The 21,047-nt window shown below is 69.9% G+C and carries 21 protein-coding genes, 1 tRNA gene and 1 pseudogene; 8 read left to right on the top strand and 15 right to left on the bottom strand.

Annotated features, from left to right (window positions below; all coding sequences use genetic code 11):
• From A5714_RS24280 to A5714_RS24255, 6 genes and pseudogenes are all read right to left on the bottom strand, one after another.
• Window positions 1–322 (bottom strand): annotated as a pseudogene (locus tag A5714_RS24280) (hypothetical protein); the annotation flags it as partial.
• 43 nt (window positions 323–365) lie between these two features.
• Complete coding sequence (locus A5714_RS24275) at window positions 366–827, bottom strand: SRPBCC family protein (protein ID WP_068289736.1); 462 nt, start codon at window positions 825–827, stop codon at window positions 366–368.
• Window positions 828–896: 69 nt separating this feature from the next.
• Window positions 897–1,652, bottom strand: coding sequence for a class I SAM-dependent methyltransferase (locus tag A5714_RS24270; RefSeq protein WP_231975980.1), 756 nt, complete (start codon window positions 1,650–1,652; stop codon window positions 897–899).
• Window positions 1,649–2,626 carry a methylenetetrahydrofolate reductase C-terminal domain-containing protein gene (locus A5714_RS24265; RefSeq protein WP_156747482.1) on the bottom strand — a complete coding sequence of 326 codons (978 nt, stop codon included), beginning with the start codon at window positions 2,624–2,626 and terminating at the stop codon, window positions 1,649–1,651. Before A5714_RS24265 ends, A5714_RS24270 begins: the two co-directional genes overlap by 4 nt.
• Window positions 2,627–2,696: 70 nt before the next feature.
• Window positions 2,697–3,401: a carboxymuconolactone decarboxylase family protein gene (locus tag A5714_RS25745; protein ID WP_082959948.1), complete on the bottom strand. Its 705-nt coding sequence runs from the start codon at window positions 3,399–3,401 to the stop codon at window positions 2,697–2,699.
• Between the two features lie 67 nt (window positions 3,402–3,468).
• A complete protein-coding gene (locus A5714_RS24255; protein ID WP_068289734.1) occupies window positions 3,469–3,717 on the bottom strand; it encodes a hypothetical protein in 249 nt (82 codons plus the stop codon).
• A gap of 440 nt (window positions 3,718–4,157) precedes the next feature.
• On the opposite strand from A5714_RS24255, the gene A5714_RS24250 reads away from it, so the two are divergent.
• Both A5714_RS24250 and A5714_RS24245 read left to right on the top strand, forming a co-directional pair.
• Window positions 4,158–4,568, top strand: coding sequence for a hypothetical protein (locus tag A5714_RS24250; RefSeq protein ID WP_068069947.1), 411 nt, complete (start codon window positions 4,158–4,160; stop codon window positions 4,566–4,568).
• A 407-nt stretch (window positions 4,569–4,975) separates the two neighbouring features.
• Window positions 4,976–5,746: an enoyl-CoA hydratase gene (locus tag A5714_RS24245; RefSeq protein ID WP_068069945.1), complete on the top strand. Its 771-nt coding sequence runs from the start codon at window positions 4,976–4,978 to the stop codon at window positions 5,744–5,746.
• Here A5714_RS24245 and A5714_RS24240 read toward each other — a convergent pair.
• Genes A5714_RS24240 through A5714_RS24220 form a run of 5 tightly spaced genes read right to left on the bottom strand, consistent with a single transcriptional unit; the run spans window position 5,743 to window position 11,806 of the window.
• Complete coding sequence (locus A5714_RS24240; protein WP_068289732.1) at window positions 5,743–6,558, bottom strand: CoA ester lyase; 816 nt, start codon at window positions 6,556–6,558, stop codon at window positions 5,743–5,745. The two genes, A5714_RS24245 and A5714_RS24240, sit on opposite strands and share 4 nt — an antisense overlap.
• Window positions 6,555–7,058: a MaoC family dehydratase gene (locus A5714_RS24235; protein ID WP_068289730.1), complete on the bottom strand. Its 504-nt coding sequence runs from the start codon at window positions 7,056–7,058 to the stop codon at window positions 6,555–6,557. The genes A5714_RS24240 and A5714_RS24235 overlap by 4 nt, the downstream gene beginning before the upstream one ends.
• Entirely contained in the window at window positions 7,055–8,221 is a 1,167-nt protein-coding gene (locus A5714_RS24230; protein ID WP_068289728.1) for an acyl-CoA dehydrogenase family protein, read from the bottom strand. Before A5714_RS24230 ends, A5714_RS24235 begins: the two co-directional genes overlap by 4 nt.
• 7 nt (window positions 8,222–8,228) lie before the next feature.
• Window positions 8,229–10,205, bottom strand: coding sequence for an acetyl/propionyl/methylcrotonyl-CoA carboxylase subunit alpha (locus A5714_RS24225; RefSeq protein WP_068289740.1), 1,977 nt, complete (start codon window positions 10,203–10,205; stop codon window positions 8,229–8,231).
• Window positions 10,206–10,210: 5 nt separating this feature from the next.
• A complete protein-coding gene (locus A5714_RS24220; protein WP_068289725.1) occupies window positions 10,211–11,806 on the bottom strand; it encodes a carboxyl transferase domain-containing protein in 1,596 nt (531 codons plus the stop codon).
• Window positions 11,807–12,045: 239 nt separating this feature from the next.
• Between A5714_RS24220 and A5714_RS24215 the strand changes: the two genes are divergently transcribed.
• Window positions 12,046–12,705 (top strand): TetR/AcrR family transcriptional regulator, encoded by a 660-nt coding sequence (locus A5714_RS24215; RefSeq protein WP_082959947.1) that lies wholly within the window; start codon window positions 12,046–12,048, stop codon window positions 12,703–12,705.
• 70 nt (window positions 12,706–12,775) lie between these two features.
• Window positions 12,776–13,567 carry an MmpS family transport accessory protein gene (locus tag A5714_RS24210; protein ID WP_068289739.1) on the top strand — a complete coding sequence of 264 codons (792 nt, stop codon included), beginning with the start codon at window positions 12,776–12,778 and terminating at the stop codon, window positions 13,565–13,567.
• A gap of 31 nt (window positions 13,568–13,598) precedes the next feature.
• Here the strand turns inward: A5714_RS24210 and A5714_RS24205 are convergent, their stop codons facing one another.
• Window positions 13,599–14,927 (bottom strand): MFS transporter, encoded by a 1,329-nt coding sequence (locus A5714_RS24205; protein WP_068289720.1) that lies wholly within the window; start codon window positions 14,925–14,927, stop codon window positions 13,599–13,601.
• A gap of 66 nt (window positions 14,928–14,993) precedes the next feature.
• On the opposite strand from A5714_RS24205, the gene cmrA reads away from it, so the two are divergent.
• A complete protein-coding gene (gene cmrA, locus A5714_RS24200) occupies window positions 14,994–15,800 on the top strand; it encodes a mycolate reductase (RefSeq protein ID WP_068289715.1) in 807 nt (268 codons plus the stop codon).
• A gap of 3 nt (window positions 15,801–15,803) precedes the next feature.
• On the opposite strand, the gene A5714_RS24195 is transcribed toward cmrA, so the two are convergent.
• Complete coding sequence (locus A5714_RS24195; RefSeq protein ID WP_068289713.1) at window positions 15,804–17,357, bottom strand: helicase HerA-like domain-containing protein; 1,554 nt, start codon at window positions 17,355–17,357, stop codon at window positions 15,804–15,806.
• Window positions 17,358–17,468: 111 nt separating this feature from the next.
• Between A5714_RS24195 and orn the strand changes: the two genes are divergently transcribed.
• From orn to A5714_RS24180, 3 genes are all read left to right on the top strand, one after another.
• On the top strand, window positions 17,469–18,116 hold the full coding sequence (gene orn, locus A5714_RS24190; protein WP_068289711.1) for an oligoribonuclease: 648 nt from the start codon (window positions 17,469–17,471) through the stop codon (window positions 18,114–18,116).
• Window positions 18,117–18,169: 53 nt separating this feature from the next.
• Window positions 18,170–18,245: transfer RNA gene (locus A5714_RS24185), tRNA-His, on the top strand.
• Window positions 18,246–18,285: 40 nt separating this feature from the next.
• Entirely contained in the window at window positions 18,286–18,666 is a 381-nt protein-coding gene (locus A5714_RS24180; protein ID WP_068289707.1) for a hypothetical protein, read from the top strand.
• Window positions 18,667–18,670: 4 nt separating this feature from the next.
• On the opposite strand, the gene A5714_RS24175 is transcribed toward A5714_RS24180, so the two are convergent.
• Together A5714_RS24175 and A5714_RS24170 are read right to left on the bottom strand one after the other, a co-directional pair.
• Window positions 18,671–19,867: an Ig-like domain-containing protein gene (locus A5714_RS24175; protein ID WP_068289706.1), complete on the bottom strand. Its 1,197-nt coding sequence runs from the start codon at window positions 19,865–19,867 to the stop codon at window positions 18,671–18,673.
• Between the two features lie 120 nt (window positions 19,868–19,987).
• Window positions 19,988–20,890 carry a DMT family transporter gene (locus A5714_RS24170; protein ID WP_068289704.1) on the bottom strand — a complete coding sequence of 301 codons (903 nt, stop codon included), beginning with the start codon at window positions 20,888–20,890 and terminating at the stop codon, window positions 19,988–19,990.
• Window positions 20,891–21,047: the final 157 nt, after the last annotated feature.

The raw sequence follows: 21,047 nt of genomic DNA, 5'->3' as shown, positions 1-21,047 counted from the left end.
AACTCCCGATCGTGATCGCGACGGCCGCTCCCACCAGCGCGGCCCACAACCACATCTGCCAGGGCGGCGGTTCGCTGGCCAGCCCGAGAGTGCCGTAAAACCAGTGCGAGCCCGCCGCTGTGAGGACGCCGGCCGCCACAACCAACGTCAGCCGGATCCAAGCGCGCCCGAGCCCCGCGATGGCGTAGACCAAGGCCGCGACGGTGACGGCTTCGATCGCCACGGGGACCAGCCCGTGCATCAGCGAACCGCCGCCACCCGCGCCGGTTACCTGCGCCGCACGCGCCAGCAGCGCCTCGGCGCTCAGCGTGACCGCCCACATCGCACGCCGCCGGCGCGGTCAGACATCGCCGGTGCGCGGTCGCTCAGGCATCGGGGCGCGAGACGTCACCGCGCCACGCGCCGGTCTCCCCCGGCCGGCTCTCGATGAACTTCTTGAACCGCTCCAGGTCGCCGTGGACCCGAGCTTTGAGGATGCCCAGCTTGTCGGCGGCCTGCTCGATGAAACCTTCGGGGTCGACGTCCATCTGCGTGGTCACCCGCGTCTTGTGGTCGTCGAGGCGGTGGAACGTGACGACCCCCGCATGCTCGGGGCCGTTGTCGGACTTCCACGCCACCCGCTCCTCGGGGTGTTGCTCGGTGATGGTGGCGTCGAATTCACGCGAGATCGGTCCGACCTTGATGCGCCAGTGGGTGTGGGTGGCGTCCTTCTGCTGGACCTGCTCGACGCCCTCCATGAATTCCGGGAAGGACTCGAACTGCGTCCACTGGTTGTACACGGTGCCGATCGGCTGGTCGACGTCGATCGAGGCGGTGGTGGTGCTCACGGCTTCTCCCTTGATGTCAGCGTTACGGTTGACTACCCGCGCCGGTTCGCGGGAAACGCTGCGGCGCGCTCAGCCGTGCCGCAGCACCAGCAGTTCGCCGGTCAGCGTTCCGTCGCCGAGCAGTTCCCCGATGGTCGAGCTCTGCCGCTCGGCGATCCGCCAGGTCTGGGTGTGCCCGTACCGGTCGCCCAGCGCCTTCTCAACGGCGTCGGCGCGCCGGGTCCAATCCTCCGGGATCGCGGGCAGCTCGGACGTGCCGATCCAGTCCTGGACCCGCAGCCCGGCCTCGCTCACCAACCGGGCCAACCCGTCGGGCGTCGGAAAGTGGTTGCCCTCCAACCTTTTACGGGCCTCCTCGTGGTGCGCGACGAAAGCCAGCACGCCGATGCGGCCCCCGCTTCGCACCGTGCGCCGCAGTTCGGTCAGCAGGCCGAGCTGATCGGGGGTGGTGCACAGAACCCCCAATGACCAAGCGACGTCGAAACTTTCGTCGGCCAGCGGCAACGCGGCCCCGTCGGCGCACAACACCGGGTAGCCGAACAGCTTCCGGGCGGCGCGGCAGGCGCCGAGCTCCGGTTCCACCAGCACCGGCCGCACGGAGCGCGAGTTCGTGGCGTAGGCGGCGGGGCCCCCGACGCCGGCGCCGGAGTCCAGCAGCCGGTCACCCTGCTCCAACTCCAACTGCTCGATGAGCCATTCCAACGCGGCCGGGCTGCCGCTGCCCCGGCAGCCCGCGGGCACGTGGTATTGCGGGCCCAGGTCCGCGGCCACCTGCGCGGTCCACTCCGCGACCGTGTCGAATTCGGCCTCCATCGCCTCGGTCACAATGCCTCCACTCGAATCCGACGACCAACCTCCGCCTTGATCTCCGCGCCGACGCGGGCGCCCGACGCCGACGCGAGCCCGGAAACGTTGACGCCCTCGATGCCTTCGATCGACAGCAACGCGCGCGCTTCGTCCACCGCGGCGGCGATCCCGGCCGAGACCGGATCCGCAGCGCCGAGCACCCGCTGGGTCACCGCCGCGTCGAGTTCCAGCCCGGGCAGCCCCTCCAGCACCGCCGCCGAAACGCTGTCCGTGAACACCGCGACGGCGGCGATCACGGGGATCGTCAGGCCCCCCGCCAGCGCCGCGGCCATGAAGTCGGCGACCATGTCCGGAAACGGCACATGATTGAGCACCGCCAGGCCGGCACCGGCGCGTTGCTTCTCCACCAGCCGGGCGGGACGACCCCGCACGGGCGGCGCCGTCGGCGTCTCGGGCACGGCCGGCACCACCCCTACGGATGCGGCCAGCGAGACCAGACGCGGCCCGTCCAGGTCGAAGGTCTGCGTGACGTCGGGCCGCACGTCGTAGCCGCGCCCGTCTCCCGTCACGCAGAGCACCGTTTCGACGCCGATGCTGCGCAGGCCCCGCAGTTCCTGCTCGAGCACCACCCGGTTGCGGTCTCGGCACGACAACGTGATCCACGGCGCCACACCCGCGTCGAGCAGCAACGACCCCATCAGCGTCGGCGGGAAATCGGGCTTGTTCTGGTGCTCGCCGACGAGCACGGCGTCGCAGCCGGGCGCCAGCAGCCCGGCCGTCGCGGCCACGTCGGCGCGGTCGAACGGCGTGCAACTGAAGTCGGTGAGCACCAGAGGCGCGCGGGCCGGGCGGGGCGGCGGCTGCGGACCGGACCAGGGCACGATGTCCTCGAACGCGCACGCGCCGGGCCGCATCTCACACTGACCGTCGGGCCGCACGCCGCCGCACGGTCCGAACTCCATCCGTTTCGGACAGTCCGAATCCGCCGACATCACCACCCCCGGGCCGCGCTGCATGATCAGACGGACTTGTACCCCGCCGGGCGGAACCGCAAGCTTGCGTTCAGCCGGTGAACGCGTTGGACCCCATCACCAGCGCCGCGGTGCCGCCGAACAGGTAGCCAACCTCGACCGCCTCGATGACCTCGGGCTCCGAGGCGCCGGCCGCGCGGGCGTTGCCCGCCAGGGTCCGAACGCCGTCGGGGTGCGCGGCGATCGCGTCGGTCACCATCGCCATCAGCAGCTTGTACTTCGCCGGGATCGCGCCGTCGCGCAGGATGCGCTCACGCATCGCCGAGTAAGACTCCGCGAACTGCGGGTCGCGCTGCTGAATCGCCCCGAGCCAAGCGGGCCGGCTCAGACCGGCCTGCGGCGGCGCCCCCGGGTCGGGGCAGCCGCCGGCCGGTGCCGACCCGCCGTCGCCGCAACCGTCGGCCCGCCCGGGCGACGCGCCGGCCACGGCCGCGAACACCAGCGCAGCGGTGCACACGGCCGCGACCCATCCCGCGCAGGAACGACGAAAGCCGTTGCCCCGCAACGACAAACCAACCGAAGGTTGCGCGCCTGCGCGCCGGGTCTCGACCTGGCCGAACCGCGCGCCGACCGCGAGCGCTTCGGCGATCTCGGCTTCCGAGGCGCCGGCGCAGCGCGCGTCCTCGAGCAATGGCGTCACCGGTCGCGCGGCGGCCGCGCCCGCGGCCGCCGCCATCAGTGCCTGGTACTTGAGCGGCATGACACCGTCGGGGCGCGGGCCGCGTGTGATTCCCATGGCCGCAACGTACGCCCCGCGGCGGTCTGGCGCAATCGAAACACCTTGCGGCGCTTGGGTTCAGGGCTTATGCGCCCGGCAGGTACTGCCAGACGACGTCGTGGCTGCCGCTCGGCGACGGGTTGCACATCATGACGTGCCCGGCCGCGTCGCGCGCGGTCGCGTTGCGCACCGAGCAGTGCCGACCGGCGACCGGTGCGTTGAGGTAGGCGATGCCCATACCGAGCGCCACCAGAACGGCGGTGACGGTACAGACCAGCGCCAGCCGGGCGTATCCGATTTTCTTATCGATTTGGCACTTCGTGGGGCTCGGCACTGGGCACTCCTTCCGTCGAACCGGAATGGCGGATGCGCTTCCCGGTTTGGCCGAGCATCGGCGCGGTGTCTTGGTGGATCCTTGAAAGAACCTTGAGGTGGGCGGGTATGCCGCGACGCCCGACTGGCCGGGTTTGACCGCAGCGCTTAGGCGGGAATGCCTTCCGTGCCTTGCGAAACGCCGCCGCGCCCGTGCTGCTACGGGCTGGCGAATTGCTGCGTCGCCCGTCGTTTATGGGCGTGCGCTACCGCTCCTTGCCGCGAGATTGCGCTGGCGTTTACCACAACCGACCGGTCATCGCATCGCAAACGATAAAAACAACAAATCTATAAAAGTTTCTGGCTTATTGAATTCGGGAATAATAGTATGGCGTGTCGGTACGGGTTGAGGCGCTAGCGGGGTCATCACTCAGGCGTCTCCATTCGAGGGGTGTTGAATCAATGACGGTGAGTGATTGGCAACCGGTGGTTCGTGTCGGCGAACCGAGGTTCGTAGCGGGTGTCGGAAGTCGCATTAAAGTCGAGGTGAAAACGCGCGGCTGGCTTAGTCGCGACTGGCGCGGCTACTTCGGTTCCCTGGTATCGCAGCAACAACTCGATGCCAGGTATGCGTCCTTTCCGTGTTGGGACGAGGTGCAGCGCATCGAGGGTTCTTGCGTGCAGGACGACGCAGAGCGCTACATCGAAATGATCGACGCGGCAATACATTACGCCAATACGCGGCTCCGTAGCGAGGCAAAACCGGGGACGGCCGCGCACGAGACGAACGCGAGTCGGCGGGCGCGCGCGGTGCGGCAACGGCAGGCCGAGCTCGACGAGTTGGCCCGGAAGTTGGCGAAACCCGAGCAGTGAGCTCGAGGCGTGCGCTCCGCGCCGCGCTGGTGGTCGATTGGGACGCCTTGATTGAAGGTTTGCCCAGCTAATGCGGGGCAAACCGGTCAAAGAGAGGTGCACTGCGCCGCCATTGTTACTAACCAGTAACGCATCCGACGCAATTTGCTGCGTCGCCTTTGGCGAATGCTCAGCAGTATGCACAGGGTGACCTGTCAGAAGTGGCCGCAAGCGAGAAGACGACAGTTCGCAAAGTCCACGCAAAAGAGACCAAAGGTCAATTTATGGCGTCAAAAAGAACCGGCGGTAGCCACACCCGGAATCCCGCGGTCGGCCCGGCGCGACGCACATAGGCTGCGTCGAAGTACGCTGACTTGCCCTGAGGCGGCGCGGACCGGCCTTTGAGCACCCGGACCCGGAGGTGTGCGATGACGCAGCAAGATCTCGTCCTGTACAGCGTCGACGACCGCGTCGCGCTGATCACCGTCAACGATCCCGACCGGCGTAACGCGGTGACCGCCGACATGTCGGCCCGCCTGCGCGACGCGGTGGCGCGGGCCGAAGCCGACCCCGACGTGCATGCCGTGATCATCACCGGTGCAGGCAAGGCGTTCTGCGCGGGGGCGGATCTGGCCGCGCTCGCCGCGGCGGGTGGCGCGGCGGCCGAGACGGGCCTGCGGCACCTCTACGACGGCTTCATGGCGGTCGGGGAATGCCGCCTACCCACCATCGCCGCCGTCCACGGCGCGGCCGTCGGCGCCGGGCTGAACCTGGCCCTGGCCGCCGACGTGCGCATCGCCGGCCCGCGGGCCCTGTTCGACGCCCGCTTCCAGCAGCTGGGCATCCATCCCGGCGGGGGTGCGACGTGGATGTTGCAGCGAGGCGTGGGGCCGCAGGTCGCCCGCGCGGCCCTGCTGTTCGGGATGCGGTTCGACGCCGAGTCGGCCGTGCGCCATGGTTTGGCGCTCGACGTCGCCGACGACCCGGTGGCCGCCGCCAAGGAGCTGGCCGCCGGGCCGGCGTCGGCCCCGCGCGAGGTCGTGCTCGCGACCAAAGCCACCATGCGCGCCACCGTCAGCCCGGGCGCGCTGGACACCGAGCACCACGACCTGGCCATGCGCACCGAGCTTGGGCCGCAGCTGTATTCGATCCAGTCGCCGGAATTCGCCACGCGATTGGCCGCGGCGCAGCGACGCTAGCCGGACTCCCCCGCCCGCCGTAGCAGCGCCGCCGCGTGCTTGAGCACCGGCGAGTCGACCATCTGCCCCTCGAAGGCGAAGACGCCGCGCTCGGTCTCGGCGGCCGCCAGCACCCGCCGGGCCCAGTCCAGCTTTTCCTCGGCCGGCCGATACGCCGCGCGGACCACGGGCACCTGGCTCGGGTGGATGCACACCGTTCCGGCGAAGCCGAGCGCCACGGCATCCTCGGCCTCGGCCCGCAACCCGTCGAGGTCGCGGATGTCGAGGTGCACCGCGTCGAGCGCGACCCGGCCGAACGCGGACGCGGTCAGCAGGGCGGTGGACCGCACGTGGTGCGCGACGTCGCGGTAGCTGCCGTCGGCCCTGCGGCTCGAGCTGCCGCCCAGCGTGGCGACCAGGTCTTCGGCGCCCCACATCACGGCGACGGTGCCGGCCGCGGCGGCGATCTCGGCGGCGAACACCGCGCCGCGCGGCGTCTCCAGCAGTGCGATCACGTCGCCCGGCGCCAGCGCCCGCACCTGCGCCGCGGACTCCGTCTTCGACAACATCACCGTCGTGTACGCGGTCGAGGCGAGGGCCTCCAGGTCGCGGGGGTGCTCGTCGGTGTCGGCGGCGTTGATCCGCACGACGGTGCGTTCGGGGTCCAGGGGGGTCTCCCGCAACGCCACGCGCGCGGCGGGCTTGTCCGCCGCCGCCACCCCGTCCTCGAGGTCGAGGATCACCACGTCCGCCGCGGCGGCGGCCTTGGCGAAGCGCTCGGGACGGTCGGCCGGGCAGAACAACCACGCCGGCCCGGCGTCGTGCAGGTTCACTCGGCCTCCGAGTTGCCCGGACGCTTTTGCACCAGCGTGGTGCGCACGGCCCGCGCCACCACGTCGCCGTCCTGATTGCGGCCGGTGTGTTCCAGCGTCACGATGCCCTCGCCGGGGCGGCTCTTGGATTCCCGCTTGCCGGTGCAGACGGTTTCCGCGTACAGGGTGTCCCCGTGGAAGAGCGGCTTGGGAAAGGACACCTCGGAGAAGCCGAGGTTGGCCACGATGGTGCCGAGCGTCAGCTGCGACACGGACAACCCGACGAGGGTGGACAGGGTGAACATCGAATTCACCAGGCGCTCCCCGCGAAAGCCCGGCTGGTCGGCGGCCCACGCCGCGTCGAGATGCAGCGATTGGGTGTTCATGGTCAGCGTGGTGAACAAGACGTTGTCGGCCTCGGTGACCGTGCGGCCCGGCCGGTGCCGATAGGTGGTGCCGATCTCGAACTCCTCGAACCACAGGCCCCGCTGGACGACGGACTTGCCGCCGTGCTCGGTCATGAGAGCCCCAACGACCGCGCGATGAGCATCAGCTGCACTTCCGTGGTCCCCTCACCGATCTCCAGGATCTTGCTATCGCGATAGTGCCGCGCGACCGGGTACTCGTTCATGAAACCGTAGCCGCCGTGGATCTGCGTGGCGTCCCGGGCGTTGTCCATCGCCGCCTCCGACGCGACCATCTTCGCGACGGCCGCCTCCTTCTTGAAGGGTTTGCCCGCCAACATCTTCGCGGCGGCGTCGTAGTAGGCCGTGCGCGCGACGTGTGCGCGGGCCTCCATGCGGGCGATCTTGAAGCTGATGGCTTGATACGAGCCGATCGGCTGGCCGAACGATTGGCGCTCCTTGGCGTACTTGACGCTCTCGTCGACGCAGCCCTGCGCCGCGCCGGTGGCCAGCGCCGCGATCGCGATGCGCCCCTCGTCGAGGATCGACAGGAAGTTGGCATAGCCGGTGCCCCGGGTGCCGAGCAGGTTCTCTTCGGGCACGCGGGCGTCGTCGAACGACAACGGGTGGGTGTCCGAGGCGTTCCAGCCGACTTTGTTGTAGACCGGCTCGACAATGAAACCCGTTGTGCCGCTGGGCACCACGATCGTCGAGATCTCCTTTTTACCATTGGCCAACGTCCCGGTGACCGCGGTGACGGTGACCAGGGAGGTGATGTCGGTGCCGGAATTGGTGATGAATTGCTTGCTACCGTTGACCACCCACTCGCCGTTGTCGAGCCGGGCCGTGGTCCGGGTGCCGCCGGCGTCGGAGCCGGCGCCGGGCTCGGTGAGCCCGAAGCCCGCCAGGGACCGGCCCGCGGTCAGGTCCGGCAACCACTTCTGCTTCTGCTCCTCGGTGCCGAACCGGTAGATCGGCATGGCCCCGAGGCTCGCCGCGGCCTCCAGGGTGATCGCCACCGACTGGTCGACCTTGCCGAGCTCTTCGAGCGCCAACGACAGCGCGAAGTAGTCGCCGCCCATGCCGCCGTATTCCTCCGGGAACGGCAGTCCGAACAGCCCCATCTCGCCCATCTTGGCGACAACCTCGTACGGAAAGCTGTGTTCCGCATCGTGTTTGGCCGACACCGGCGCGACCACGGTACGCGCGAACTCGGCGACCGTTCCCCGCAGGTCCTCGTATTCCTTCGGCAGGGTTCCTGCCGTGATGGCTGTGGTCATGATTCCTCTACTCCTTGCCGCCTTCGTCCAGCCGGGCCAGCACCTGATCGACCGTGACCTGATCACCGACGGACACCAGCACCTCGAGCACTCCGGCGACCGGCGCGGTCAGCGAGTGCTCCATCTTCATCGCCTCGACAACCACCACCACGTCACCCTCAGCGACCTCGGCTCCGGATTCGGCTTGCACGGCAATGACATTGCCGGGCATCGGGCTGACGATCTCGGCTTGGCGCTGCCCGGCGGCGCGCTGGATCCGCTGTTCCTCGGCTTCGTGCAGGTGCCAGGTGCCGCGCTCGTCGGCGATCCACAGGTGCTGCTCGGCCTCGGCCCACCGGTACTCACGACGCAGCCCGTCCAGGGTCACGATCAGCCGGTCCGCGGCGAGTTGCCCGGTGGCCGAGGCGATTTCAGCCGTGCCTACCTGGACCAGGGCGGACTCCGGTGGCCCCCACACGCTGACGGTCTCACTGCGTTGCGGGGTGCGCAGGGCGGTGCGGACCGGTGCCGGGCGGCCGCCGACGCGCCACCCGCTGGGTTGCGCCCACGGATTGCCCGCCGCGCGGCGACACAGCATCACCTGCCGGTACAGACCGGCGGCGGCCAGCACGTCATCGGGGGCGGGCAGCGCGGCGAAGTCGCCCAGCCGCTGATCCAGCAGCGCGGTGTCCAGGTCGCCGGCACGCACCCGCGGGTCGGCGAGCAGGAAGCGCAGGAATTCGATGTTGGTCTGCACGCCCAGGATCGCCGTCGCGCTCAGCGCCCGGTCGAGGATGGCCAGCGCCTCGTCGCGATCGGCGCCGTGGGCGATCACCTTGCTCAGCATCGGGTCATAGTCGCTGCCCACGTGCACGCCGGCCAGCAGCGAGGAGTCGACCCGCACGCCGTCGGCGGACGGTTCGACGACGCCCAGCACCCGGCCGCCGGTGGGCAGGAAGCCGCGCGCCGGATCTTCGGCGTACACCCGCGCCTCGATCGCGTGACCGCGCAGTTCGATGTCGTCTTGGCCGAACGCCAGCTTCTCGCCGGCGGCGACCCGCAGCTGCCACTCCACCAGGTCGAGGCCGGTGACCGCTTCGGTCACCGGATGTTCCACCTGCAGGCGGGTGTTCATCTCCATGAAGAAGAATTCGTCCGGGCGCTCGGCGGAGACGATGAACTCCACGGTGCCGGCGCCGACGTAGTCGACGCTGCGCGCGGTGTCGCATGCCGCGGCACCGATCCGCGCGCGCGTCTGCGGGTCGAGCAGCGGCGACGGCGCCTCCTCGATGACCTTTTGATGGCGTCGCTGCAGGCTGCATTCGCGCTCGCCCAGGTGCACCACGTTACCGTGGGTGTCGGCGAGCACCTGCACCTCGATGTGCCTGGGGCGCAACACGAATCGCTCCAGGAACAGTGTGTCGTCCCCGAACGACGAGGCGGCCTCACGACGCGCGCTCATCAGCGCGGCGCGCAGCCCGGCCGGTTCCTCGACCAGCCGCATCCCCTTGCCGCCACCGCCCGCCGACGGCTTGATCAGCACGGGGTAGCCGATCTGGTCGGCCGCCGCGACCAACTCGTCATCGCTCAGGCCCGGCTTCGCCACGCCGGGCACCACCGGGACGTCGAAGGCGGCCACCGCGTTTTTGGCGGTGATCTTGTCGCCCATCACCTGGATGGCCCGCGCGGGCGGTCCCAGGAACACCACGCCGGCGCGCTCGCAGGCCGTCGCGAATTCGGCGTTCTCCGAGAGGAACCCGTAGCCGGGGTGGATCGCCTGGGACCCGGTGCGTAGCGCCGCGTCGACCACCTTGGCGATGTCGAGGTAGCTGTCCCGGGCCGCGGCCGGCCCCAACCGCACCGCCTCGTCCGCCTCGAGCACGTGGCGGGCGCCGGCGTCCGCGTCGCTGTAGACGGCAACCGAGCGGATGCCCAGCCGCCGCAGGGTGCGCATCACGCGCACCGCGATCTCCCCGCGGTTGGCCACCAAGACGGTCGTAAACACGGCGCTCACATCCGGAACACGCCGTAGGAGACCGGCTCCAGCGGCGCCTGCGCGCACACCGAAAGCGCGAGCCCGACAACGGTTCTGGTGTCGACTGGGTCGATGATGCCGTCGTCCCACAACCGGGCGGTCGAGTAGTACGGGTTGCCCTGATCCTCGTATTGCGCGCGGATCGGCGCCTTGAACGCCTCTTCGTCGTCGCCCGACCATGGCGTGCCTGCCGCCGCGAGCTGCTCGCCGCGGACGGTGGCCAACACCGAGGCGGCCTGCTCGCCGCCCATCACCGAGATCCGGGCGTTGGGCCACATCCACAGGAAGCGCGGTGAGTACGCCCGGCCGCACATCGAATAGTTGCCCGCCCCATAGGATCCGCCGATCACGACGGTGAGCTTGGGCACGCGGGCGCACGCCACCGCCGTCACCATCTTGGCGCCGTGCTTGGCGATGCCGCCGGCCTCGTAGTCGCGCCCGACCATGAATCCGGCGATGTTCTGCAGGAACAGCAGCGGCACGGTGCGCTTGTCGCACAGCTCGATGAAATGCGCGCCCTTCATCGCGGATTCGCTGAACAACACGCCGTTGTTGGCGACGATGCCCACCGGGTGGCCGTGGATGCGGGCGAAGGCGGTGACCAGCGTCTTGCCGTAATTGGCCTTGAATTCGCTGAATTCGCCGCCGTCGACCAGCCGGACGATCACCTCGCGCACGTCGTAGGGCACCCGCGGATCCGGCGGCACCACGTCGTAGAGCTCCGTCTGCGCGTGCGCGGCGTCGACCGTCGGCGTCGTCTCCCACGGGCTAGGCGCGCGGGGCCCGAACGTCGCCGCGATCGCGCGCACGATCCGCAGGGCGTCCTCGTCGTCCTCGGCGAGGTGGTCGGTGACGCCGGAGACGCGCGAATGCAAGTCGCCGCCGCCCAGGTCCTCGGCCGAGACGATCTCCCCCGTGGCCGCCTTCACCAACGGTGGGCCGCCCAGGAAGATCGTGCCCTGCTCGCGGACGATGACGGCCTCGTCGCTCATCGCCGGGACGTACGCGCCGCCCGCCGTGCACGAGCCCAAGACCGCCGCGACTTGCGGAATCGCTTTGGCGCTCATGGTCGCCTGGTTGTAGAAGATGCGCCCGAAATGCTCGCGGTCGGGAAACACCTCGTCCTGGCGCGGCAAGAAGGCGCCGCCGGAGTCGACGAGGTAGATGCACGGCAGCCGGTTCTGCAGCGCGACCTCTTGAGCGCGCAGGTGCTTTTTGACCGTCATCGGGTAATAGGTGCCCCCCTTGACCGTCGCGTCGTTGGCCGCGATCACGCATTCGCGGCCCGACACCCGGCCGATGCCGGTGATGATCCCGGCACCCGGGGATTCGTCGCCGTACATCCCGGTCGCGGCCAGCGGGGACAGTTCCAGGAACGGGGCGCCCGGATCCAGCAGGCGATCCACCCGGTCGCGCGGCAACAGTTTGCCGCGGCTGACGTGGCGCTCGCGCGCCCGCTCGCTGCCACCGAGGGCCGCCTCTGCCAGTCGGGTCCGAAGTTCGGCGACCAGGCGGCGGTGCTCGTCGGCGAAGCCGGACGCCCGCGCGACGCCGGCGGTCGTCGCGGTCACCGAAGGGCCTCGCGATTCGTCGCCACCGGCACGGCCCACGCGACCACCACCCTGTCCATCGCCGCCGCAGCCTCCTTGCCGTCCGGCCAGTTGAGTTAATGCTCATTAACCGGTTGCCGACAATACCATCGGCGCACCGCCGCGTCCAGGGACGTCGCACCGGGCGGCGCCGTCCGTGCGCTTGAGTTCACCGCCCAGAACCCGTATGAGTTAGGGGCGATTAACCAACCGGAGGTCTCATGGCCAGCTCCGCGTCCAGGGCCACCCCTGACGGTCGATCCGATGCGCCGAACCGTCGCACCCAGTTGAAGTCCGACCGGCGCCAGCAATTGCTGGCGGCGGCCGAGCGGCTCTTCGCCCAACGCGGCTTCCTGGCCGTCCGGTTGGAGGACATCGGCGCCGCGGCGGGAATCAGCGGGCCGGCCATCTACCGGCACTTCGCGAACAAGGAGTCGCTGTTGGTCGAGCTACTGGTCGGCATCAGCACCCGGTTGCTCACCGGCGCGCGCGAGGTGCGCGCCCGCAACCCCCGAGATGCCGACGCACTCGACGGCCTCATCGATTTCCATCTGGAATTCGCCTTCGGCGAGCCCGACCTGATCCGCATCCAGGACCGCGACCTCGCCTACTTGCCCGAGGCCGCCGCCAAGCAGGTGCGCAAGGCCCAGCGGCAGTACGTGGAGGTGTGGGTCGGAGTCCTGCGCGAGCTGCATCCCGACCTCGACGAGGCCGATGCACGGCTCACCGCTCACGCGGCGTTCGGCCTGCTCAATTCGACGCCGCACAGCGTCAAGCCGGCCGACAACGCAGGTGGCGAACCCCGCCGGGCGGCACGCTCGCGCGCCGTGATGCGGGCGATGACGGTCGCCGCGCTCGCCGCCGGACCCGAGTGCCCGTGACGGTGCGGGCCACACAGTGAGGGGGGTCGACGGCCCCCAATCCAGGTACCCTGCATGCCATGAGGTGGACATGAACGATTCACGTCCCACCGGACGTTATCGCCCCTCGTTGCCGAGGCCGGGGGCGCAGGGGCCGCGCACTTCGCCCCCCGTCGATCCCGCGTACGCCGACCAGGCCCCCTACGCACCTACCTACGGCGGGCACCTCCCGCCCTGGGCTCCGCGCGCGAACCAGACCAACCCCACCAGGCCGTTGCCGGCGTACTGGGCGCAGCACGACATGCCGCCGGCCGGGGAATCGCCGACCGAGGTGCTGGCACCGCTGCCGCCGCCGCAGGGGCCGAAATCGCCCCGCTGGCTGTGGATCGCCGCCGTCGCGGCGGTGCTGCTCGTCGTCGCCCTCGTGATGGCGCTGGTCCTGGCGAACGACGCGATCAAGACCCAGACCGCCGTCCCCCCGCTGCCCGCCATGCCCGAGCCGACCACGACGACGGCGGCTCCCCCGCCCTCGGTGCACAGGTCACCGTCGCGCCTGCCGGCGCCGATCCCGCCGACGACCGGGCCACCCACGCCCAGCGGGACCACCGGCCCGGCCGGCATGCAGGACGTCGTGTACACCGTCGCCGGGGAGGGGCGGGCGATCAGCGTGATGTACATCGACACCGGCGACCTGATCCAGACCGAATTCAACGTCGCGCTGCCGTGGACCAAAGAGGTCAGCCTGTCCAGGGCGGCGGTGCACCCGGCCAACGTGACGATCGTCAACATCGGGCACAGCGTCACCTGCTCGGTGAGCATCGACGGCGTGCAGGTCAGCCGCCGGATCGGCGGGGGCCTGACGATCTGCGACGCGCGGGGCTGAGCCGGCGCGTCACGCGGGCTCGGGCGCCGCGTTACACGGCCTCGGCCGCCGCGGCACCGCGCACCGGGACCCGGACCGCCAACATCCCCAGCAGCCCCGCGACCAGCACCAGCGCGACGCCGCCCAGCCCGGCGCGCACGGCGCCGAACCCGTCGACGAACACCGAGAACAGCCAGGGCGCCACGAAGGACACGGCCCGCCCCGTCATCGTGTAGAGGCCGAAGGCCACGCCCTCCCGGCCGTTTTTGGCCATGCGCAGCAGCAGGGCGCGCGCCGAGGACTGCGACGGCCCGATGAACATGCACAACAGCAGCCCGCAGACCCAGAACGCCAGCGACCCGGACAGCACCATCAGCGTCAACGCCAGCACGACGATCGCCACCAGCGACCCCACGATCACGGGCTTGGACCCGATCCGGTGGTCGACGAATCCGCCCAACACGGCCCCGACGGCCGCCACCACGCTGGCGGCCACGCCGAAGATGAGCACGTCGGCCTGTGAGATGCCGTAGACGTTGACGCCCAGCACCGCGCCGAAGGCGAAGATGGCCGCCAAGCCGTCGCGGAACAGCGCGCTCGCGAACAAGAAGTAGACCAGGTTGCGGTCGCGCTTCCATTCGGCGGACACCTCGGTCCGCAGCTTGCGGTAGCCGCCGAGCATGGTCGTCGGCTGGTAGGCCTCCACCGTGTCGGGCAGCCGCTGCGCCGCCAACAGCAGCGGCAGCGCGAGCACCGCGAGCCACGCGGCGGCCACGAGCATGGCCTCGCGGACGTAGAGCCCGTCGTGGACGGGCACCCGCAGCAGGCCGCGCACCGGGCCGGATCCGGAAATGAACCCCGTGTAGACGACGAGCAGTAGCAGCACGCTACCGACATAGCCTGCGGCCCAACCGATTCCGGAGATGCGACCGGCGGTCTGCGGTGTCGAGAGCTGGCGCAGCATCGCGTTGTAGGGAACGCTGGCCAGGTCGCCGCAGGCCGCCGTCGCGCCCAGCAGGGCCAGGCCCGCCCACAGGTATTCGGGGCGGTCGCGGATGAAGAACATCGAACACGTCAGCGCCACCGCCAGGCCGGTAAGCACCCGAAGCGTCACCCGCCTGCGGTGCGGGGACTCGACCCACACACCGACGGCGGGTGCGAGCAGCGCGACGGTCAACCCGGCGATGGCACCCGCGCGGCCCAGCCAGCTGGCGGGCGTGACGCCGCCGGAGATGCCCGTCCCGACGCTGCTGGTGAGGTAGACGGCGAAGACGAACGTGGCGACGATCGCGTTCAGCCCGGTGGAGCCGCAGTCCCACAACGCCCACGCCACCACTCGAGATCGCACGACGGGGGACGTACCCGGCTCCGGTTGGCCCATGCCCGGCACTCTATGTGCCGCACGGGCCAGCCGCCGCGCCAGAGCCCGGCTGTCTACCATGGGCGCATGCCGATACCCGCTCCCAGTCCCGAGGCCCGCGCCGTCGTCACCGGAGCTTCCCAGAACATCGGTGAAGCGCTGGCCACCGAACTCGCCGCGCGCGGCCACAGCCTGATCGTCACCGCGCGGCGCGAGGACCTGCTCAAGGATCTGGCCGCCCGGCTGTCCGCGAAGTACCACGTCAGCGTCGAGGTGCGGCCCGCCGACCTCGCCGATCCCGACCAACGCGCAAAGCTGTGCGACGAGCTCGCCGCGCGCCCGATCTCGATCCTGTGCGCCAACGCGGGCACCGCGACCTTCGGTCCGGTCGCGACGCTGAGCGCCGCGGAGGAGAAGGCTCAGCTGCAACTGAATGTCCTTGGCGTGCACGATTTGGTGCTCGCGGTGCTGCCGGGCATGGTCGAGCGCAAGGCGGGCGGCATCCTGATCTCGGGATCCGCGGCGGGCAATTCACCCATTCCGTACAACGCGACGTACGCGGCCAGCAAGGCGTTCGCCAACACGTTCAGCGAATCGCTGCGCGGTGAACTCCGCGCTTACGGCGTGCATGTCACGCTGCTCGCGCCGGGGCCGGTGCGCACGGAGCTTCCCGACGAGACCGAGGCGTCGATCGTCGAACGGCTGGTGCCCGACTTCCTGTGGATCTCCACCGAACACACCGCGAAAAAGTCCTTGAATGCATTGCAGCGCAACAAGATGCGCGTGGTACCGGGGTTGACGTCGAAGGCGATGTCGGTGGCCAGCGGCTACGCCCCGCGCGCGATCGTCGCACCGATCGTGGGCAGCTTCTACAAGAAGCTGGGCGGCGGTTAGGCGTTACCGGCGGCGCCGGCCCGAACCGAACAGGCCCCGGATGGCTTCGCGAATCGCGGTGTTGACGCCGCTTTTCACGGTGGGGTCATGCCACACCCGCTCGAGAAGCCCCGGCTCGCGCGGCTCGTAGGGCGCGGGCATCGGCGGCAGCGCCTCGGTGCCGGGGGCCGGATCGGGCTGCGCCTGCGGTCCCGACGCCGGCGGCGGGGGCGGTGGCGTCGGCGGCGGGGGTTCCGGCGCCTCGACCGTTCGCCCGTACTTCGCTTGCAGGGCACTGCGTTTCGCTTCCGCCGCGATCGCGTCGTTGCCGATCGAAGCCATCAGCGAACGCGGCACCCGCATGCGAGTCCACGCGACCGGAGTGGGTGCGCCCCGTTCGGAGAGCACGGTGACGACGGCCTCGCCGATTCCCAGCGACGTCAGCGCCGACTCCAAGTCGTACACATCGGTTTTCGGGTAGGTCCGGACGGTCTTGCTGAGGGCCTTCTGGTCGTCGGGGGTGAACGCGCGCAGGGCGTGCTGGATGCGGGCGCCCAGCTGCGACAGCACGTCGTTGGGCAGGTCGGTGGGCAATTGGGTGCAGAAGAACACCCCGACGCCCTTGGACCGGATCAGCTTGACGGTCTGTTCGACCTGCTCCAGGAAGGCCTTGGACGCGTCGGCGAACAGCAGGTGCGCCTCGTCGAAGAAGAACACCAGCTTGGGCTTGTCGACGTCGCCCACCTCGGGCAGCTCGTGAAACAGGTCCGCCAGCAACCACATCAGGAACGTCGAGAAGATGACCGGCCGCAACGACTGGCCGGTGAACTCCAGCAGCGAGACGATGCCGCGGCCCTGCTCGACGCGCAGCAAGTCCTGCGGGTCGAGCTTCGGCTCCCCGAAGAAGGTGTCACCACCCTCGCCACCGAGGTTCACCAGCGCCCGCAGGATGACGCCCGCCGTCGTCGGCGACACGCCACCCAGCGATTTCAGATCGTCCTTGCCCTCGTCACCGGTCAGATGATTGATGACCCCGCGCAGGTCGTCCAGGCTGACCAGCCGCCGGTGGGCGCCCTTGGCCCAGTGAAAGATCAGGCCCAGCGTGGACTCCTGAGTCGCGTTGAGCCCCAGCACTTTTGACAGCAACACCGGCCCAAAGCTTTCGACGGTGGCCCGCACCGGCACGCCCACTCCCCCGGTGCCCAGCGAGAGGAACTCGACCGGGAATGCCGTCGGCGCCCAGTCGTCGCCGGTCTCCCGGGCGCGGGCGTCGGTCTTGTCGCTGCCTTCCCCGGGACGCGCCAGCCCGGACAGGTCGCCCTTGACGTCGGCCATCAGCACGGGGACACCGGCGGCGCTGAGCTGCTCGGCGATCAGCTGCAGCGTCTTGGTCTTGCCGGTACCGGTCGCCCCGGCGACCAACCCGTGCCTGTTGATGGTGGACAGCGGGATTCGGATCTGCGCGCTCGGGTCGGCGACGCCGTCGACCACCACGGCGCCCAGTCCCAGCGCCTGCCCGTCCACCCGGTAGCCGTCCGCGATCCGCCTCGCGGGCGTCGCCGCGGATTCGGTGCCCATCGCGCCGCCTCCCTTCGCCTCGCCGTCCAGCGCTCACCCTACTTCTCCTTCTGCCCACCGAACCGGGGGCGATGACCGGCGCGGCCCCCGAAAGGGCCTAGTCTGAGCGGCGTGCGCGACACGCTGGTGTGGATCGATTGCGAGATGACGGGGCTCGACCTGGGGTCGGACAAGCTGATCGAGATTGCGGCCCTGGTCACCGACGCCGAGTTGAACATCCTCGGCGACGGGATCGACATCGTGATCCACGCCGACGACGCCGCGCTGGCCGCGATGGGCGAGGTGGTCACCCAGATGCACGCGCGCTCCGGGCTGACCGACGAGGTCAGGGCGTCCACCGTCGACCTGGCGACGGCCGAGGCGATGGTGCTGGACTACATCGGCCAGCACGTCAAGCAGCCCAAGACCGCGCCGTTGGCGGGCAATTCGATCGCCACCGACCGATCCTTCATCGCCCGCGACATGCCCGCCCTCGACGACTTCCTGCACTACCGCATGATCGACGTCAGCTCCATCAAGGAGCTGTGCCGGCGCTGGTACCCGCGGATCTATTTCGGCCAGCCGGTCAAGGGGCTGGCCCACCGGGCGCTGGCCGACATCCACGAGTCGATCCGCGAGTTGCAGTTCTACCGGCGGACCGCGTTCGTCGCGCCGCCGGGCCCGTCGACCAGCGAGATCGAGGCCGTGGTCGCCGAGTTGGGGGGCCCCACCGACGCCACCGGGTCGAGCGATTCGGCCCCCGAGGCGCCGAGCCGCTAGTATCGACGTCGCCGCTCGTTGGGCCCCCTCGCGGGGACCGGCTCGCGGCCATGGTGAGTGTAGTTCAGTTGGTAGAGCACCAGGTTGTGATCCTGGGGGTCGCGGGTTCGAGTCCCGTCACTCACCCCAACACGTCGGCGACTGACGTCGCCGCCTAGCCTGCCTTGTGATGCTGATCAAGACGGCCGCCGTCGCGGGGACGGCGATCGCGCTCACCGGCTGTGCCGGGTCCGGCCAACCGATCGCCACGGTCACGTCCACGCCCCCGCCGCTGACGAAGACCGTCACGGTGACCTACACCCCGCCGCCTCCGCCGGGACCGAAGACGACGATCGACACCAACGGCACGTTCGTCGTCGGCTCCGACATCGACCCTGGCACCTACCGCACCGACGGGAAGTACGGCTGTTACTGGGCGCGGCTGCGCAGCCTCGATACCGGCGACATCATCGACAACAACGTCAGCGACGGCCCCCAGATCGTGCAGATCCTGCCCGGCGATAAGGCGTTCATGACGCGCGACTGCGGTACCTGGCACAAGACCGGCTGACCCGTCAGGTGTTGGCGTTGCCCGCTTTCCACTGCGCCCACGGCATGTTCCAGTCACCCAGCCCCTCGGTGCCGGACAACACCGGCCCCACCGTGTTCATCACCTGCACGATGTCGCCGGCCTTGCTGTGGTCGTAGAACCACTCGGCGTTGCTGGGGCTGACGTTGAGGCAGCCGTGGCTGGTGTTGGAGTGCCCCTGCGCCCCCACCGACCACGGCGCGGAGTGCACGAAGACTCCGCTGTAGGACATCTGGGTCGCCCAGTCCACCTCCGTGCGGTAGCCGTTGGGCGAGTTGACCGGCACCCCGTAGGTCGAGGAGTCCATGATGATGTGCTTGAACCGCGCGCCAATGATGTAGACGCCGTTGGCCGTTGGCGCGCTGTCCTTGCCCATCGACGTCGGCATGGTCTTGACCACCTCGCCGTTAACCCGCACCGTCACCATCTTGGTGGTGTCGTCCGCGGTCGAGATGACCTCGTCGCCAATGGTGAAGTGCGTCTTGACGTTGTCTTCGCCGAACATCCCGTTGCCCAGGTCGACGCCGTAGGTGTTGACCGCGACGTCGATGGTGGTGCCCGACTTCCAGAAATGCTCTGGGCGCCAACGCACTTCGCGGTTGTTCAGCCAGTAGAACGCGCCCTCGACCGGCGGGTTGGTGGTGACCGCGATGGCCTTCTGCGCGGCCGCCCGGTTGGCGATGTTCTCGTCGAACCGGATCGCGACCGGCTCCCCGACGCCGACCACCTCACCGTCACCCGGCGACACGTAGGGCATGGTCAGGTGGGCGGGCGAGCTGGTCTGAAAGGTCATCTGCTTGTTCGCCGCGCCGCCGAGACCCAGCGCCTTCGCGCTCAACGTATAGCGCCGGTTGTAACCGAGCTGCTCGGTCGTCGACCAGCGCAGCCCGTCGGGGCTGAGCTGGCCGCTGATCGACCTGCCGTTCTCGTTGACCATGGTGACCGAGGCCAGCACGCCGTCGGCGACGGTCACCGTCACCGGGGAATCCACCGTCACCCCGACGGCGCCGTCGGTCACCGAGGCGGTGAGCTTGGGTACGAGCAGGTCGGCGAAGGGGGTGCCCTTGTCGAAAATGACCTTGGCGGGCGCCGCGGTGTGGTCACCGCCGCATCCGGCGCCCAGCACGGCAACCACGGCCATCGCGCCAGCCAGCCACGATCGCCGCGCGCGCAAAGACAACATGGAGTGACCTTCCACGAAATTTCCTCAGTTGGTCACCGCTGACCACAGATGATCGCAAGCATTGTAGTGGCTCGGCTCCGCACATCGCGGCCTTGACGCGGTAGCAGCAGCGCGTGTCGGTTACGCCGGCTGGCCGACCTCGTCGTCGAGGCGCTCCTCGATCTCCGCGTGGGTGGCGACGGCCTCCACGCGGGCGAGTTTGACGATGGCCGCGGCCATCACGAGCGCCGCCACCGCCAGCGCCGCGGCCCCGGCGCGACCGGTGGTCAGCGTCTCGTCGAGCACCACGACACCCAGCACCGCCCCCACCACAGGCTGCGCCATCTGCAGCGTCGGCATCGAGGCGGTCAGCGGGCCCGCCCGAAACGCCGCCTGGCCCCACACGAATCCGCCCGCCACCACCAACGCGGCCGCGTACAACTCGGGGGTGCGCACCACCGCGGCGGCACCGACGCCGAGGCGGGCGACGACCTCCTTGGTGAGCACCGCGAACACCCCCCACAACGACCCGGCCACGAAGGCGAACAACGCCGCCGCCGCGGCACCGCCCAACCGGCGACCGGCCACCGCGCACGCGGTCAACAGCGAACCCAGCACCACCGTGACGGCGATCCAGCTGCGCAGCGGCGCGCCGCAGTGCCCGGCCGCCGGGTGCCCCACCGTGACGACCACGCTGACGGCCGCCGTCAGCAGGCCGCCCCAGATCCACTCGCCGCGGTGCACCACCCGGTGCGACACCCAGGCGTTGACCGGGAGGGCGAACAGCAACGACAGCATCAGCAGCGCCTGCACCAGCAGCACCGAACCCCGGCTCAGCGCGGCCGCCTGCAACGCGATGCTCGCGACCAGCAGGGCGGCTCCGCACCACCATCGGGGATTGCGCACCAAGACGCCCAACAGCCCCACATGGCCGAGCGACCGATGCTCGGCGCAGTGCGCCGCCCGCTGCTGCAGCACGTCGCCGACGGCCACGCACAACGCCGAAGCTAACGCCAAGAACACGGCGATATCTTTGGGAGTCACGGCTATTCGCGGTCCGCGAGGGCTTCGATGGGCCAGCGCCGGATCACATGCGGCGCGGCCTCCGGCGCGTCGGCGTCCCACCGGCGCTGCCCCACCGCGGCGGCATCCCCCTCGCCGGTGCCCGACCTGATCCGCAGGCGTGTCAACGCCTTTGGTG

The sequence above is a fragment of the Mycobacterium sp. E2462 genome, assembly GCF_001672685.1.
Classification (GTDB): Bacteria; Actinomycetota; Actinomycetes; order Mycobacteriales; family Mycobacteriaceae; genus Mycobacterium.
This window is presented reverse-complemented; position numbering and strand designations above follow the sequence as displayed.